Origin of the sequence: Thiobacillus sp. (genome assembly GCF_013693775.1) — a bacterium.
Taxonomy (GTDB): Bacteria; Pseudomonadota; Gammaproteobacteria; order Burkholderiales; family Thiobacillaceae; genus Thiobacillus.
In genome coordinates this window covers 1,516,805-1,532,256 of record NZ_CP059257.1, presented here as the reverse complement: position 1 = coordinate 1,532,256, position 15,452 = coordinate 1,516,805, and the positions used below count along the sequence as shown (strand labels likewise).

The window sequence follows — 15,452 nt, the reverse complement described above, 5'->3', positions numbered from 1 at the left end:
GCGTGCCCGCTGTCCATTCAAGATTTTTAGTCGGACATAAATTGTTCTTGCTCGATCCGCGACAGGGCGTGGCGCAATGCCGGCTTTTCAAGGCATCCGAATCGGGTTGCTGGCGAACCTAGCCGGCCTGCAGCAGCAGCTTCTGGAATGCGGCCTCGAACAATTTGACGCCGTCGTCCTGCAGGGTATTGCCGACGGCATCCATGTCGAGGCCCAGGCGGGCCAGTTCCGCCAGCTGTGCCTCGGCTTCAGCGACGCCTTGCGCCACACGCGGCACCGGATCGCCGTGGTCGCGCAGTGCGGCGAGCGTCTTGTCGGGCAGGGTATTGATGGTTTCCGGGCCGATCAGCGGCTCGACGTACAGCAGGTCGCGGTAGTCCGGATTCTTCACGCCGGTGCTCGCCCACAGCAGGTACTGCGGCGTGGCGCCCTGCTGTGCCAGCGTGGCGAATGCCTCGCCATGAAANATCCGCAGGTAGCGTTGATACGCGAGCTTGGCCATCGCCACCGCGGCCTTGCCGCGCAGCGACAGCGCCGCCTGGGTGCCGATGGCGGTCAATTGCGTGTCGACCAGCGTATCGACGCGCGACAGGAACAGGCTGGCCACCGCCTTGCTGCGGCGCACATCGGCACCGGCTTGCACGCGTGCGCTGAGGCCGCGGATATAGGCATGGAAGACCGCCTCGGTCTGGGCTATCGAGAACAGCAGGGTCACGTTGACGTTGATGCCGAGTGTGGTCAGCGCTTCGAATGCGCTGACGCCTTCGGGCGTGCCCGGCACCTTGATGAGCAGGTTGCGACGGTTCACGGCGGCGGACAGGCGTTGCGCCTCTTCCACCGTGCGCGTCGAGTCGTAGGCCCAGCGCGGCGCGACTTCCAGGCTGACGTAGCCGTCGTTGCCGCCGCTGGCTTCATGGGTGGGCAGCAGCAGATCGCAGGCAACCTGGATGTCGGGGATGACCAGCGCCTCGTAGCGCCGCTCGACATCCGGTTCGCCGGCTTTCAAGCGTGCCAGGTCGTCAGCGTAGTAGGGACTGGTGGCCAGGGCGTTCTGGAAGATCGACGGATTCGAGGTGACGCCCGAGACGCCGTCCTCGGCGATCAGCCTGGCCAGCGTGCCGTCATGGAGCAGGCTGCGCGACAGGTTGTCCAGCCAGAGGCTCTGGCCGAGGGTGGTGACGTGTTGCGTGGTGTTCATGGGCGGTCCTCGCATGAGTGAGATGTTCAGGATAGAACATGTGCATGACGGCAAGTTCAACGGACCGGGCCGATCCGTGCCAGAAGCCGCGCCTGTGCTAGACTCCGGCGCATTCTTTCGGCTTTTTCCGGCTAAATTCCATGTCTGGCAGCACACTCGGCAAACTGTTCTGTGTCACCGTGTTCGGCGAATCGCACGGCCCCGCGATCGGCTGCGTGGTCGACGGCTGCCCGCCCGGCATGGCGCTCGCCGAAGCCGACATCCAGCACGACCTCGACCGCCGCAAGCCCGGCACTTCGCGCCACGTCACCCAGCGGCGCGAGTCCGATACCGTCGAGATTCTCTCCGGTTTGTATGAAGGGAAGACGACAGGCACGCCGATCGCGTTGCTGATCCGCAACGAGGACCAGCGCAGCAAGGACTACGGCAACATCGCCGAGACCTTCCGCCCGGGCCATGCCGACTACACCTATACGCAGAAATACGGTTTCCGCGACCCGCGCGGCGGCGGCCGCTCGTCGGCACGCTTGACCGCGCCCATTGTCGGCGCCGGCGCCATCGCCAAGAAATGGCTGGCTGAAAAATACGGCATCGTCATCCGCGGCTACATGAGCGCGCTGGGCCCGATCGACGTGCCCTTCGAATCGTGGGACGAGATCGGCAACAATGCCTTCTTCGCGCCCAGTGCCGCCATTGTGCCCAAGCTCGAGGAATACATGGACGCGCTCAGGAAGTCGGGCGACTCGGTCGGCGCGAAGATCAGCGTGATGGCCGAGAACGTGCCGCCCGGCTGGGGCGAGCCGCTGTACGACAAGCTCGACGCCGACCTTGCCCACGCGCTGATGGGCCTCAATGCCGTCAAGGGAGTGGAGATCGGCGACGGCATGGAGGCTGCACGACAACTGGGCACCGCGCATCGCGACGAAATTACGCCCGAGGGATTCCTCTCCAACCATGCCGGCGGCGTGCTGGGCGGCATCTCGTCCGGCCAGGCCGTCGTCGCCCATATCGCGATCAAACCCACCTCGTCGATGCGGCTGCCTGGCCGCTCGATCGACCTGCACGGCCAGCCGATCGAGGTCGTCACCCACGGCCGCCACGATCCCTGCGTCGGCATCCGCGCCACCCCGATCGCCGAGGCGCTGATGGCGATCGTGCTGATGGATCACGCGCTGCGCCATCGTGGCCAGTGCGGCGACGTGGCCAGCGGCACGCCGGTGGTGCCGGGCCGGGCGGGCTGACCGCGCCGTCCGCATGATGCAGCGCCTCATTCTCGCGCTGCTGCTCTGGATCGCGTTCGGCCCCGCCACGGCCGCATCGCTCGCCGTCGTCGATGCCCAGATCGCCGCGCATCCGGGCGAGACCGGTGCCTATGTCCTCGATACCGGCGAGGAGGCGCTGCTGGCGCGTGCCTGGCTCACCGACCACGCCGAGCGCTCGATCGAGGTGCAGTACTTCATCTGGAGCACCGACAACATCGGCATCCTGGCTGCCGAAGCGCTGCTGCGCGCAGCGGACCGCGGGGTCAAGGTGCGCGTCATCGTCGATGACATGCTGATCGACGTGCCCGACAAGACGCTGTTGGCCCTGGCCAGGCATCCCAATATCGAGATCCGCATCTACAACCCCGTGCATCATGTCGGCACGCCGTTCTACAAGCGTGCGCTCAACGTGCTGACGGATTTCCGCGGGGCGAACCAGCGCATGCACGACAAGACCTTCATCGTGGATGGAAAGGTGGCGATCACCGGCGGCCGCAACATGGCGGACGAATATTTCAACTACGACCACGCCTACAATTTCCGCGACCGCGATGCGCTGCTGCTGGGCGCGGCGGTCAAGACCCTGCAGGCGAGCTTCGCCGCCTTCTGGGACAGCCCGCTCGCGGTGCCCGTGGCGTCGCGCTATGACGGCTGGGGCCTGATGAAGAAANACGTGCATGTCGACGACGCCGAGGTGCAGCAGGTGTTCGACGATTTGCATGCCTATGCCCGCTCGCCCGAGAATCTGGCACCCGAAGTGCGCGAGGCGATCAACGCGACGCCGGAAAGCTTCGATCGTCTGGCACGCGAATTGGCGTGGGGGCAGGTCGAGTTCATCCACGACATCCCCGGCAAGAACGACAACCGCTGGCGGCTGAATGGGGGCGGCCAGACCTCGGCGGCCCTGGCGCAGCTGGTGGAGACGGCGCGCGAATCGATCGTCATCGAGTCGCCTTATCTGGTGCTGTCCGATAAGGCGCTGGCGCTGTTCAAGGCCGCCGTCGCGCGCGGGGTCAAGGTGCGCATCCTGACCAACTCGCTCGCGTCCACCGACAACTTCCCGGCCTTTTCGGGCTATCGCAATCAACGCAGGAAGCTGCTGAAAATGGGTCTGGAAATCCATGAATACAAGCCCGATCCCGCCAACCGGAAGATGCTGATGTCGCGGGTGAACCCGCCCGACACGCCGCCGGTGTTCGCCTTGCATGCCAAGAGCATGGTGGTGGACGGCCGCATCGCGTACATCGGGACCTACAATCTTGACCCGCGGTCGGAAAACCTCAACACCGAGGTCGGCGTGGTTGTGCACCATGCGGCGCTGGCAAGGCAGGTGCAAGCCCTGATCGAAGCCGACATGCAGCCTGAAAACAGCTGGAACGCGGCCGACGAGCCCGACCAGTACGTCCCGTTGACCAAGCGCGGCCAGATGCGCTTGTGGCAGTTGCTGCCGCTCAAGCCCGTGCTGTGAGCGGTCGCTTGGCCTGGATCAGCCCCGGGGCATTGCCGAATCCGTGGCTTGCGCTAAGGTTCGAATTCCAGTGAATTGACGGTACGCTAGGGTTTGCCCCATGAAACTTCCCATCAGCCTGAAGATATTCAGCATCACCACCGCGCTACTGGCGCTGATGGTCGTCGTCACCTGGCTGTCGGTGCTCAACTTCCGGCAGCTCAACAACCAGGTGCGGGCGCTCTCCGACTACTACCTGCCCCTGCAGCAGCAGGTGGCGAGCGTGGAAATCCTCATTCGCGACCAGATGGTGCACATGGAACGGGTGATGGCGGGCATGGAGGCCGCGAAGCCCGACCCGGCATACCTGGCGAAGGAGTCGAACGCCTTCGACATGCGCGGGATCAACGCCGACCAGATCGTCGACTCCTCGTTGCGCATGCTGAGCGAGGCCGAAGCGGAGAAGGGCATCGAACTCGACCGCGTGACGCTTGCCGTGCTGGGCAAGGAGCTGCCCCTGATCCAGACCACGCGCCAGCATTTCCACGCGACCTTCCGCCAGTTCCAGATCGAGGCGCAGGAGGGCACCCCGCGCTCGGAGAAGATCGTGCGTGAAGCGCTGCTGCAGGCGAAGGACGCCGTCGACGCCGAGATCGGCAAGACCATCGACATCCTCAACAAGCTGACCCAGGATACCGCCAGCGAGGCCAAGGCCGAGGAGGCGCGCGCCACCACCCTCAACTGGATCGTCACCGGCATCGCCACGACGCTCGGTCTGATCTTTGCCGCCTTCGTCACGCGCTCGCTGGTCGACCCGGTCAAGCGCCTCNTGGGCGGCACGCGCGCGGTGGAAGCGGGCGACCTCGACGTGGAAATCCTGGTGCGCACCCACGACGAGCTGGCCACGCTGGCGACCTCGTTCAATCACATGGTGGTCGGGCTGCGCGAGAAGGAGCGTATCCGCGCGACCTTCGGCCAGTATGTCGATCCACGCATCGTCAAGAGCCTGCTGGAAAGCCGCATCCCGGCCGACAAGGGCGAGCGCCAGGTGATGACCGTGTTCTTCTCCGACCTGGCCGGCTTCACCCGCATGTGCGAAGGCCTCACGCCGGATGCCGCGGTACGCTTCCTCAACCGCTACTTCTCGATGATGGCCGAGGTGATCCGCGGCCGGCAGGGCATCGTCGACAAATACATCGGCGACTCGGTCATGGCCTTCTGGGGGCCGCCCTTCACCGACCCCGCCGAGCATGCGCGGCTCGGCTGCCTCGCCGCGCTCGAGCAGATGAAGAAGATGGACGACTTCCGCACGGGTTTGCCCGATCTCTTCGGCGTCCGCCACGGCCTGCCCGAGGTCAACGTGCGCATGGGTATCGCCAGCGGCGACGTGACGGTTGGCAACATCGGCTCCGAGACCTCGCGCGGCTACACCGTCATCGGTGACACCGTGAACCTCGCGTCACGGCTGGAGCAGGCCAACAAGTTTTACGGCACGCGCATCCTGGTCAGCGAGGGCACGCGCGACCTGGCAGGCGACACGCTGGCCTTCCGCGAGATCGACAGCCTGCGCGTCGCCGGCAAGTTGGAGCCGGTGCGGGTGTACGAGCTGCTGGGGCTGGCTGCCGAGGCGAGCGACACCACGCGCAAGGCGGTGCAGGCGTATGAAGAAGGACTCGCGCGCTACCGCGCGCAGGAGTGGGAGGCAGCCGAGGCGGCGTTCCGTGTATGCATGGCGAATGCGCCGGGCGACCAGCCCAGTCAGGTCATGCTGGAGCGTATTGCGGCGTTCCGGCAGACGCCACCGGAGACAGGGTGGGATGGGGTTTGGGTGGCAGCGAGTAAATAGGCGTGCGCCCAGGTCACGTCATGTGGCCGCACCGAATCCCGGCTGCGACAAAGATGCCAGGGCCCGGAACGCAGGCTTGGCAAAATAGTAGCCTTGGAACAACTCGACACCGAAGCCTTGCAAGGTCTCCAGTTCTTCCCGGGTCTCGATACCCTCGGCAATCACCCGGACGTCCAGCTCATTGCACACTTGGATGATGCCGCGGGCGATCGCCCGCCGCCCCTTGTCCTGGTCGATGTTGCGGATCAAGGCCATGTCGAGTTTGACCAGATCGGTCTGGATTTCAGCCAGGAGGTTCAGGCCTGAGTAGCCGGCGCCGAAATCGTCGATGGCGGTCAGAAAGCCCCGTTGCTGGTAGTGCTGCACGATCTCGCGCAGGTGGGCATGGTCGTCGACCTTCTCGCCTTCGGTGATCTCGAAAATGATGCGCTCGATTGGAAATCCGAACCTCTCGGCAGCCTCGAGCGTGGTGCGGATGCACAACTCCGGGCGATAGACGGCGTTCGGCATGAAATTGATGCTGAGGAAGCAAGGGACACCGAGCTCGCTGGCGATCTCGATCGCCTTGACGCGGCAGGCCTGGTCGAAGCGGTAGCGGTTGGCTTCATTCACGTGCTCAAAGATCTGCCCGGCCGGCTCGTTTTGCAGGCCGCGGACCAGGGCCTCCTGGGCGAAGATCTCGTGGGTTGTGGTGTTCACGATCGGCTGGAACGCCATGGTGAAATCAAAGTCTAGCCCTGCGCCGTTGGCGCATTCGATACAACTGAGTGCCCGATAGTTTTTCTCTGTACTCAACGCGAGATACTCCTAAATAAGGATGAGGCGATTGCGCGACTGATCGCCGTTCTTGGTTCGATCATGATTCGCCCTGGACGTTGGAGCTGCGCAGCCAGCGTTGCTTGATTACTCGACGACGCCCTCATCACCATGACATGTACACCCCGGCTCGGTGCTGCTCGTGTTGTCGCAGCAGATGATTTTGCCGGCGCGGCAACCGCAGACGCCCTTGTGTCCGGAGCAGCAGTTGATCTGGGCCACGCGGTCGCCTTTGGCGCGGGCGAGGCAGGCCTGGGCTGCGACCGCGTCGTGCCGGGCGGTGGCGAGCAGGGCGCTGGCGTTCGAGTCGGCTGCAGCCGGCAGCGAGAAGAATAGCGGGGCGAAAGCCAGGACGGCGAGCAGGGGTCGGATGTGCATGGAAGTCTCCTTGTGAGAAACGGGCTGCCTCACTATAGCCGATCGGGCGCGGTCTTACGCGTCGCGCAGCAGCAGCCCGAGCATCAGCGCGGCGCAAACCAGGATCCCCGCCAGCAGCGCGAAGGCGCTACCGTAGCCGGCGACGCCGACCATCCAGCCGGTGAGCACCGGGCCGATCGACTGGCCGACGTCCATTACCGTGCGCAGCACGCCCATCGACGAGCCGTAACGGCCGTCGCGGGTGAGGTCGGCGACGAGCGCGGAGGTGGACGAGGTGACGGTGGCGAAGCCGACGCCAAACGCCAGGCTCAGCAGTGATAGCGTGAGGAAGCCGGGNGCTACAGGCAGCAGCACGACGCTCGCAGCGCCGACCAGCAGGCCGGGCAGGATGACGCGCTGGCGTCCGACGCGGTCCGACACCTTGCCCATCAGCGGCTTGGCGAACACGATGCTGACGAGCTGCACGCCGAGGATGACGCCGATCTGCCACGCCGGGATGCCGAGCGAGGACGCGTATAGCGCGAGGAAGGCCTCGACGGCGCCGAACACCAGGTACTGCGCCGCTTCGACCCCGCTCACCAGCATGATGCCGCGGTCGCGCAGCACGGTGGTCAGGCTTGCCCAGAAATGGGGAAATTCGAGCTTCGCTTGCGGTCTGGGCGCATGGTCCTTCAGCAGCAGACCGGCGCCCAGCGCCAGCATGCCGCTGATGGCGCAGGCGAGGTAGACGGCGTGGAAACTCGCCAGCGAGATCAAGCTGCCGCCGAGAAATGGCGCGATCGAGCGCCCGACGATGGTGACCGAGGAATAGGTGGAGAGTCGTGCCGCGCGTTCCGTGGTGTAGCGTTCGGCGATGGCCGCCGTTGCCACGGTGCCGAAGATCGCGGTGGCGAAGCCGTGGTAGAAGCGCACCGCCATCAGCTGCCAGGCCGTATGAATCAGCAGGTACAGGAAGGGCGCGGTGGCGAACACGACCAGCGAGGCCAGCAGCAGGCGCCGCGAGCCGAGGTAGTCCGACAGCGCGCCGGCGGGGTAGCTGATGAGGATGCCCGGAATCGTCGAGGCCATGACAATCCAGCCGATTTCCGCTGGCGTGGCATGGAGCGCGTGGGCGAACAGTGGCAGCACCGGCGTCTTCGACAGCGTGGAACTCAGGATGGCCAGCCCGCCGATGAGGGCGATCAGGACGAAGAAGGACGGTCGGGCGGATTTCATCGGGTGGCTGTAGCGGATGTGGGCTGCCTAGAATGTAATGTGAAATTCCATGGTGTGTGAATCCGAGGACACGTGAAGAATCCGCAACCCGGCGTCGGCGCCCCGTCGGTCCTGTTTGGCGCCTTCGATCGCCACAACTTCGGCGACCTGTTGTTTCCCNATCTGATGACGGCTTTGCTGCCGGAGCGGGCGTTTGCGTTTGCCGGGTTGGTCGAACGCGATCTGCGGGCGTTTGGCGGGCATCGGGTGCGCGCGCTGGGTGCGGAGCGGCCGCTCCAGTTGATTCATGCTGGCGGCGAACTGCTGACCTGCACGGCCTGGCAGGCTGCAGTCATGCTGCTCGATCCTGTCGAGGCCGCTGCCGCGATTGCGCGCTACGATCCCGACCCGGTTGCGGCTGCCGTGTGGGCTGCCGATCAGCTCGGCACGTCGCGTCTCGCGCCCTATGTGGCAGGGCGCGATGTGCTGGCGCCGGGCGGGATGCTGATCTTCAACGCCGTGGGCGGCGTGGAATGGCAGGGCGTGTCGGCTGCGCACCGTGAAGCGGTCAGGACCGCTCTCGGGCAGGCGGACTGGGTCAGCGTGCGGGACCAGGTGACGCAGGCCGCGCTGCGGGCGGAGGGCCTCGATTTCCCGCTGTGTCCTGACCCGGCCGTGATGGTGGCGGACCGTTTCGGCGAGACGATTGCAGCGCACCAGCGGCAGGGCGCAGTACAGGCGATGCGGGAGGCCTTTCCCCAGGGCTACCTGGCGCTCCAGTTCAGCGCCGACTTCGGCGACGACGCCACGCTGGATGCCCTGGTACGTGAATTGTCCCGGGTGGTCGCCGCGACCAGGCTGGGGCTGGTGTGCTATCGCGCCGGCGCAGCGCCCTGGCACGACGACGCGGGGCTTTACGACATCCTGCAGCAGCGGCTGCCGCCCGGCACGACGTGCCTGTTCCCGTCGCTGAACTTGTGGGATGTCTGCGCGTTGATCGCCGCCAGCCGTGGCGTAGTCGGCAGCAGTCTGCATGGGCGGATCGTCGCGCTGGCCTATGGGTTGCCGCGGGTCAGCCTGATCCCGCCGCAGCAGGGAGACCGTCCTCTCAAGACGACCGCCTTCGCCGAAACCTGGGAACCGGATTCGATTCCCGGCGGTGTGGCGGTCGACGAGATCGAACGCGCAGTGATGCAGGTGCTGGCTGCGCCTGTCGATGTGCTGCGGGACAACGCGGCCCACCTGCGCGAGCGTTATTTGCACAGCCAGATGCAGTGGGCCGGCATGCTGAAATCCGGATCGGGCCGGCCGGGCGGTCTTGCGTAATAATCCGGGAACCTACAAGAAGACTGCCTCCCGCCATGCCGACCATTCCTCTGTCCCCAGCCGACCTGCGCCTGACCATCGATCCCGCCACGCTTGGCTTCGTCGACACCGCCGAACTGGCGGACGAGGCCCTGCCCTGGATCGGCCAGGCGCGTGCCGAGGCGGCCGCCCGCTTCGGCCTCGGCATGGACCAGCCCAACTACAACCTGTTCGTGCTGGGCGAAGTCGGCAGCGGCCGTTCCTCGCTGCTCAGGCAGGCGATGGTCGAGGCGGCGGTGAACCGAAAGGTACCGCCGGACCTGTGCTATCTGCACAACTTCGACACGCCCGAACGCNCCCTGGCCTTGCGCCTGCCGGCTGGCGAAGGGCGACTGCTGCGCCAGCTGCTGACGCAGGCGGTGAAGAATCTGCAGGCCGAGATCCCGCCGCAGCTGGGTGGCCAGGACTACAAGACCGAGAGCGAGCGCATCGAAAAGGCCTGGAAGGACGACGTGGCGCGCCACTATGCCGAGTTGTCGGCCTTTGCCGAGGCGCGCAGCTTTNCGCTGCACCGCGAGGCCGGACGCATGGTGTTCACCCTCATTGGCAAGAAGGGCCAGGCGCTGACCGAGGACGAGGTGCTGGCGCTGCCGAAGGCGCGCCGCGTGGCGGTGGAGCAGGCCGATCAGGAGTTGCGCGCCGAGATCGCCCGCTACGTCGAGAAGACCCAGCCGCTCGAGCGTGCGATGAACGAGGCGCTGGCCGCGCTGCGGCGGCAGGTGGTGAAGCCGCTGGTCGAACGCGAGCTGCAGGCGATCCGTGCCGGGCTGAAGAAGCAAATCAAGGATGCCGCCAAGCTCAATGCCTGGTTCGATGCGCTGGAACGCGACCTGTTCGACAACCTGGAGCTGTTCAACGGCGGCGAGGACGAGGAGGGGCGACAGGAGGAACTGCATGCCGTGCTGGCGCGCTACCGCGTCAACCTCGTGGTGGACAACGGCGGGCTGGCCGGCGCACCGGTCATCGTCGAGGACAACNCCCTGTTTCGTGCCCTGTTCGGCAGCATCGAATACCAGTCCGAGAACGACGTGCTGATGACCGACTTCTCGCGCATCCGCGCCGGCAGCCTGTTGCGGGCGCACGGCGGCTTCCTGATGCTGCATCTGCGCGACATGCTGGCCGATCCGCTGGTGTGGGAGAAGCTGCGGCGCTTCCTGCGCAGCGGGCGGCTGCAGATCGAGGAACCGGGCGTGTCGTTCTCGCCGATCGCGGCGGTGTCGCTGGTGCCGGAGGCGGTCGACGTCGAAGTCAAGCTCGTGCTGATCGGCTCGCGCGACCAGTATTACGAATTGCAGGAGGCCGCGCCGGAGTTCACCCGCCATTTCCGCGCCAAGGTGGATTTTGCCGACAGCTTCCTGGCCAGTGCCACCACCCGCCGTGCCTCGGCGATTTTTGTCGCCCACGTCTGCCGCGAACATGGCCTGCCGCACTTCTCGGCGGCGGCGGTGGCGCGCCTGCTCGAGGAGTCGCATCGCGAGGCGGGCGACCAGGCACGCGAGAGCGCGATCTTTGCGCGGACCGAGGCGATGGTGATGGAAAGTGCGGCGATCTGCCGTGCGCGCGGACCGGGCCAGGTGACAGCGGCGGATGTCGAGATGGCGCTTGCCGCGCATGCTGCGCGCCACGATTACCCCGAACAGCGGCTGCGCGAGGAGATCGCCGAAGGCGACGTGCTGATCGACCTGCATGGCGCGCGCACGGGCCAGGTCAACGGCCTGACCCAGATCGACCTCGGCGACTACCGCTTCGGCCTGCCGGTGCGGCTGTCGGCGCGTGTCTATGCGGGCGAGGAAGGGCTGCTCAACATCGAGCGGGAGGTTGAGCTCTCCGGGCCGATCCACGACAAGGGCGTGTTCATCCTGCAGGCCTATCTGGCGGCGCTGTTCGCGCATCTGGCGCCGCTGTCCCTCAACGCCTCGATCGCCTTCGAACAGCAATATCACGAAGTGGAAGGGGATTCCGCCTCCTGTGCCGAGCTCTATGCCCTGCTGTCGGCGCTGTCGGGCCTGCCGCTGAAACAGGGCATCGCCGTCACCGGTGCGGTCAACCAGCACGGCGAGGTGCTGCCGGTAGGGGGCATCAACGAAAAGATCGAGGGCTGGTTCGCCGTCTGCGAGGCCGCCGGCCTGGACGGCAGCCAGGGCGTGTTGATCCCTGCGCGCAACCGGCGCCACCTGATGCTGGCGTCGCGCGTGGTCGAGGCGGTCGCCGGAGGGCGTTTCCATATCCATACGGCGCAGCTGGCGACCGAGGGGATCGAGCTACTGACCGGAGTGGCAGCGGGCGAGCCGAACGCAGCGGGACACTATCCCTCCGACAGCGTATTGGGGCAGGCGCAGGAGGCGTTGCTGGCGTTTCGCCGCGCCTGCCAGCAGCAGGAGCATACGCGGGCGCCGCGCCGGCATTTTCGTGCCGCCGACCGTCCGCAGCGGCGTTAGCCGCCAGCGGCCGGGCGGGGTCTGAACTATAGTGAAAGTCGTTCATTTCTTTGCCTGGAGACGATCATGAACGCACTTCACCGCATGGCACGCTTTCTCGACGAGCACATGATTCCATTCGACATCGTCGCGCATCCGCACACGCACACCAGCGCCGAAACGGCACGCGCGGCAGGGATCCCGTCCAACCGCGTGGCCAAGGGCGTGCTGCTCGACGGCGTCGGCTGCCAGATGGTGGCGATGATCCCTGCTGACCAGGAAGTCCATCTCGGCAGGCTGGGCCTGGACCACGGCGTGGAATTCAGCCTGGCCGACGAAGCCAGCGTGAGCCGCCTGTTCGGCGAATGCGAGCCCGGCGTGGTACCGGGTCTGCCGAATGCCTGGGGCGTGGAAATGGTGTGGGATGACGATCTGATGGCACAGCCGGATGTCTATCTGGAAGGCGGGGACCACAAACGCCTGCTGCACATCGAAACCCGTTACCTGCGCGACATTTTCGGCGATGCGCCGCACTGCCACTTCAGCCAGCCGCGCATGCAGCCCGTTTCTTGATTGCCGTCTCAGCGTGGTGCCAGGGCCATCAGGCGCCGGGCCGATTCGGTAAAGGGTATGAGTTGGCGGATGCGTTCCGTGTCTGGCGGGTGGGCAGCGGCAATGCCGCCNCCATCGCCGTCGCCCGGGTGGAAATAGGCCAGCGCGCTTTTNTCGAGACTGCAGCCGCAGACCTGCGCCGCCAGCAGTGAGCCGAGCCAGTCGGCTTCGCGTTCCTGTTGTTTCCACAAAGGGGACAGCTTGAGTGCCAAGCCGAAATCGCCATTGGCTAGCTGCATGGCATCATCGCCGTCGTGGGTCCAGTAGGGAGGCTTGCCAGAATAGACGGACAGGGCGATGGCGTCCTCGTCGAAGTGGCGCTGTGCAATGTGGACGATTTCGTGTCCGATCACAAACGCCAGTTGGCAGGATGGCAGCTTCTGCGCCGAAGGCGACAACACGATGACATTCGGCGCAAGGGAATAGGCATCGCCCTCGCTGTCGTCCGGTGCACGCTTGAAATGCACGTCGGACAGGCCGGCGAGTTGGGCCATGCGGGTCCAGGTGGGCTGCGGGTCGAGGTCCGAGCATCCGGGACAGGGTGGGTCGGTCCAGGCATAGTGGCGAAAAGTCGGGGCATCCGGGAACCAGACTGCGGCGGCAGGCTGCGCGGCATGCGCATGAAGGAAACTTGCGCACAGAAGCAGGCTCAGACCTACGCCGTATCTGACGCCTGACCATGCTGAATAATCTGTCAGGGTGAACATCGCTTCCCCTTTCACAATTGCCGCTTCTGTGAATATAGTCGGCCTTGACGCGACTATTCTTGATGGCCCTGCAGCAAGAAACTACCAAGCACGATGAATCAGAATGCAAGAGAACGAGCCTAATCCCCACCGTCAGCTTGGTCGCGGCATGGCCTTCGTCGCCAGCCTGCTGGTTCTGGGAATGTTCTATCTCTATTTCGAGAACAGTCTGCAGGCACGCGATCACCCCAATCGCGACCTGCAACTCGCGCCGGGTGCCGAACTGGTCCTGAAGCGCAGCAGCAACGGACACTATGTTTTTCCGNGGGCGATCAATGGCCGGCCGGTCAGCTTCCTGCTCGACACGGGCGCCACCCTGGTATCGGTGCCGGCCCATCTGGCGGGTGAGCTCGGACTCGAGGCTGGCGCATATCAGCAGTCGATGACCGCCAACGGCACGGTAACCACCCGTGCCACCCGGATCGGCGCACTGGCCTTCGGGCCCTTCGTGCTGCGCAATGTACCGGCCAGCCTCAACCCCGGCATGGCGGAGGATCAGGTATTGCTGGGCATGAGCGTGCTGAAGCACCTGGAATTCACCCAACGCGGTGACACGCTGGTGTTGCGCCCACTGGCCGGCGGATGAAAAAATCTTGGACATCTGAATCTTATGTGTTATCAATACGGCATCTGTTGGATTCAAGCTTTAAATTGCGGTACCTCTGGTAAGCCTTTTCCTTGAAATACGACCGATAGAGCATGTCGCTCATTTTTAGATAGATAGGAAACAAGATGGAAACGGGTACTGTTAAGTGGTTCAACGATGCAAAAGGCTTTGGCTTCATCACTCCGGATAACGGCGGCGAAGACCTCTTTGCACATTTCTCCGCAATTAACTCCAGCGGCTTCAAGTCCCTGCAGGAAAACCAGAAAGTCAGCTTCGAAGTGACGACTGGCCCCAAGGGCAAGCAAGCTTCGAACATCCAGGTCATGTCGTAATCTTTTCGACCTGATGTGAAAAACCCCGGTTCGCCGGGGTTTTTTATTTATGCCCTCCGGGTATTGATGCCGTTCGGGCATTTTTGCGTTTCAAGCGAGACCTCCCCATGGCGCTCAAAGCCACCATCTACAAAGCCGACCTGCAGATTGCCGACATGGACCGCCACGTCTACGGCGACCATGCGCTGACGATTGCACGCCATCCTTCCGAAACCGACGAACGCATGATGGTGCGGGTGCTGGCCTACGCGCTGCATGCGCAGGAAGGCATCGCCTTCACCAAGGGCCTGTTCGATGTCGACGAGCCAGAGGTGTGGGTGAAGAACCTGGCGGGCGAGATCACGCTGTGGATCGATATCGGCCAGCCTGACGATGTGCGCATCCGCCGCGCGTGTGGCCGCGCCGAACAGGTCGTGGTGCTGTGCTACAGCAGCAGTTGCGACGTGTGGTGGAAGCAGATCGCCGGCAAACTCACGCGCTTTGCCAATCTGACCGTGTGGCAGCTGCCCGCCGAAACCAGCCAGGCGCTGGCGGCACTGGCCGCACGCAGCGTGCGCCTGCAATGCATGGTGCAGGATGGCGAAATCTGGATCAACACCGACACCGCCAGCGTACCGGTGAAGCTGGCTACGCTTCAGGCGGCGGCATAAGCCTCATTTCGCGGGCGGACAGTTCTTGATGCACACCGTCTCGGTCACGCGCTGGCCGCCGCAGCCGACGAAACAGGTGTCGTAGGCCGGCAGGCAGCCGCAGTCGGCCTTGCACTCGGATTTTTCCAGTTGCGCGCGCACGCCTTCACGCGTCGGCATCACCGGTTCGCGATAGGGCGGCGGGAAATAGGGCNNCCACGGGTCCCACCAGTAAGGGTAGAAGGGGTAGCGGTTCATCCAGTCGAACTGCATCTGCATTTCATAGTGCCGCAACGCCGCCGCATACTGCTTCAGCTCGAGTTCGTACTTTTTCAGCGCATCGAGATAGCGTGCTTCCACCTGGGGCTCGAGCGCTTTCACGCAGGCCTGGTAGCGGGTCTGGCAATCGTTCTGGCAGGTCGCTTTCTTGGCATCGCAGGTCTGCACGCAGGCGCGGCCCTGCGCGTCGGCTGGTGGGATCAGCCGGACGGTCGTCTGGTATTGCGGCGTGGCGCAGCCGGCCAGGGCTGCGAACAGGGCAGCCGCGAAGAAGCGAAACGGCGAAGCGGGCAGGCGCATGATTCGATCCGCAAAATTAACGAT

The 15,452-nt window shown here is 64.8% G+C and carries 15 protein-coding genes; 9 read left to right on the top strand and 6 right to left on the bottom strand.

Annotated features, from left to right (window positions below; all coding sequences use genetic code 11):
* Window positions 1-118: 118 nt before the first annotated feature.
* On the bottom strand, window positions 119-1,198 hold the full coding sequence (gene tal / locus HZY77_RS07610) for a transaldolase (protein ID WP_296820324.1): 1,080 nt from the start codon (window positions 1,196-1,198) through the stop codon (window positions 119-121).
* A gap of 140 nt (window positions 1,199-1,338) precedes the next feature.
* Here tal and aroC point away from each other — a divergent pair, with 140 nt between their 5' ends.
* The 3 genes from aroC to HZY77_RS07595 all read left to right on the top strand — a co-directional run bounded on the left by aroC (window position 1,339) and on the right by HZY77_RS07595 (window position 5,753).
* Complete coding sequence (gene aroC / locus HZY77_RS07605) at window positions 1,339-2,439, top strand: chorismate synthase (RefSeq protein WP_296820322.1); 1,101 nt, start codon at window positions 1,339-1,341, stop codon at window positions 2,437-2,439.
* A 13-nt stretch (window positions 2,440-2,452) separates the two neighbouring features.
* Window positions 2,453-3,928, top strand: a complete 1,476-nt coding sequence (locus tag HZY77_RS07600; RefSeq protein ID WP_296820320.1) for a phospholipase D family protein — start codon at window positions 2,453-2,455, stop codon at window positions 3,926-3,928.
* A 100-nt stretch (window positions 3,929-4,028) separates the two neighbouring features.
* Window positions 4,029-5,753 (top strand): adenylate/guanylate cyclase domain-containing protein, encoded by a 1,725-nt coding sequence (locus HZY77_RS07595; protein ID WP_296820317.1) that lies wholly within the window; start codon window positions 4,029-4,031, stop codon window positions 5,751-5,753.
* Window positions 5,754-5,771: 18 nt separating this feature from the next.
* Here the strand turns inward: HZY77_RS07595 and HZY77_RS07590 are convergent, their stop codons facing one another.
* The 3 genes from HZY77_RS07590 to HZY77_RS07580 all read right to left on the bottom strand — a co-directional run bounded on the left by HZY77_RS07590 (window position 5,772) and on the right by HZY77_RS07580 (window position 8,162).
* The gene (locus HZY77_RS07590) at window positions 5,772-6,470 is read right to left on the bottom strand and encodes an EAL domain-containing protein (RefSeq protein WP_296820315.1); all 699 of its coding nucleotides are present in this window, start codon (window positions 6,468-6,470) and stop codon (window positions 5,772-5,774) included.
* A gap of 186 nt (window positions 6,471-6,656) precedes the next feature.
* Entirely contained in the window at window positions 6,657-6,947 is a 291-nt protein-coding gene (locus HZY77_RS07585) for a hypothetical protein (protein ID WP_296633103.1), read from the bottom strand.
* A 54-nt stretch (window positions 6,948-7,001) separates the two neighbouring features.
* On the bottom strand, window positions 7,002-8,162 hold the full coding sequence (locus HZY77_RS07580) for an MFS transporter (protein WP_296820313.1): 1,161 nt from the start codon (window positions 8,160-8,162) through the stop codon (window positions 7,002-7,004).
* A 72-nt stretch (window positions 8,163-8,234) separates the two neighbouring features.
* On the opposite strand from HZY77_RS07580, the gene HZY77_RS07575 reads away from it, so the two are divergent.
* The 3 genes from HZY77_RS07575 (at window position 8,235) to HZY77_RS07565 (ending at window position 12,496) form a co-directional block, all read left to right on the top strand.
* Window positions 8,235-9,467, top strand: a complete 1,233-nt coding sequence (locus HZY77_RS07575; RefSeq protein ID WP_296820311.1) for a polysaccharide pyruvyl transferase family protein — start codon at window positions 8,235-8,237, stop codon at window positions 9,465-9,467.
* 35 nt (window positions 9,468-9,502) lie between these two features.
* A complete protein-coding gene (locus HZY77_RS07570; protein WP_296820308.1) occupies window positions 9,503-11,944 on the top strand; it encodes an ATP-binding protein in 2,442 nt (813 codons plus the stop codon).
* Between the two features lie 66 nt (window positions 11,945-12,010).
* Window positions 12,011-12,496 (top strand): YbaK/EbsC family protein, encoded by a 486-nt coding sequence (locus HZY77_RS07565; protein WP_296820306.1) that lies wholly within the window; start codon window positions 12,011-12,013, stop codon window positions 12,494-12,496.
* Window positions 12,497-12,504: 8 nt separating this feature from the next.
* Here the strand turns inward: HZY77_RS07565 and HZY77_RS07560 are convergent, their stop codons facing one another.
* A complete protein-coding gene (locus HZY77_RS07560; protein ID WP_296820304.1) occupies window positions 12,505-13,242 on the bottom strand; it encodes a M48 family metalloprotease in 738 nt (245 codons plus the stop codon).
* Window positions 13,243-13,345: 103 nt separating this feature from the next.
* Between HZY77_RS07560 and HZY77_RS07555 the strand changes: the two genes are divergently transcribed.
* The 3 genes from HZY77_RS07555 (at window position 13,346) to HZY77_RS07545 (ending at window position 14,870) form a co-directional block, all read left to right on the top strand.
* Entirely contained in the window at window positions 13,346-13,867 is a 522-nt protein-coding gene (locus tag HZY77_RS07555) for a TIGR02281 family clan AA aspartic protease (RefSeq protein ID WP_296820302.1), read from the top strand.
* A gap of 146 nt (window positions 13,868-14,013) precedes the next feature.
* Window positions 14,014-14,220 (top strand): cold-shock protein, encoded by a 207-nt coding sequence (locus tag HZY77_RS07550; protein ID WP_018507521.1) that lies wholly within the window; start codon window positions 14,014-14,016, stop codon window positions 14,218-14,220.
* Between the two features lie 107 nt (window positions 14,221-14,327).
* Window positions 14,328-14,870 (top strand): YaeQ family protein, encoded by a 543-nt coding sequence (locus tag HZY77_RS07545; RefSeq protein WP_296820299.1) that lies wholly within the window; start codon window positions 14,328-14,330, stop codon window positions 14,868-14,870.
* A 3-nt stretch (window positions 14,871-14,873) separates the two neighbouring features.
* On the opposite strand, the gene HZY77_RS07540 is transcribed toward HZY77_RS07545, so the two are convergent.
* Window positions 14,874-15,428: a hypothetical protein gene (locus HZY77_RS07540; protein WP_296820297.1), complete on the bottom strand. Its 555-nt coding sequence runs from the start codon at window positions 15,426-15,428 to the stop codon at window positions 14,874-14,876.
* Window positions 15,429-15,452 lie beyond the last annotated feature (24 nt).

Excerpts from the sequence above, each read along its gene's own strand:
- aroC (WP_296820322.1), top strand. The coding sequence starts at position 1,339 with ATGTCTGGCAGCACACTCGGCAAACTGTTCTGTGTCACCGTGTTCGGC.
- HZY77_RS07590 (WP_296820315.1), bottom strand. The coding sequence starts at position 6,470 with ATGGCGTTCCAGCCGATCGTGAACACCACAACCCACGAGATCTTCGCC.
- HZY77_RS07585 (WP_296633103.1), bottom strand. The coding sequence starts at position 6,947 with ATGCACATCCGACCCCTGCTCGCCGTCCTGGCTTTCGCCCCGCTATTC.
- HZY77_RS07565 (WP_296820306.1), top strand. The coding sequence starts at position 12,011 with ATGAACGCACTTCACCGCATGGCACGCTTTCTCGACGAGCACATGATT.
- HZY77_RS07550 (WP_018507521.1), top strand. The coding sequence starts at position 14,014 with ATGGAAACGGGTACTGTTAAGTGGTTCAACGATGCAAAAGGCTTTGGC.
- HZY77_RS07545 (WP_296820299.1), top strand. The coding sequence starts at position 14,328 with ATGGCGCTCAAAGCCACCATCTACAAAGCCGACCTGCAGATTGCCGAC.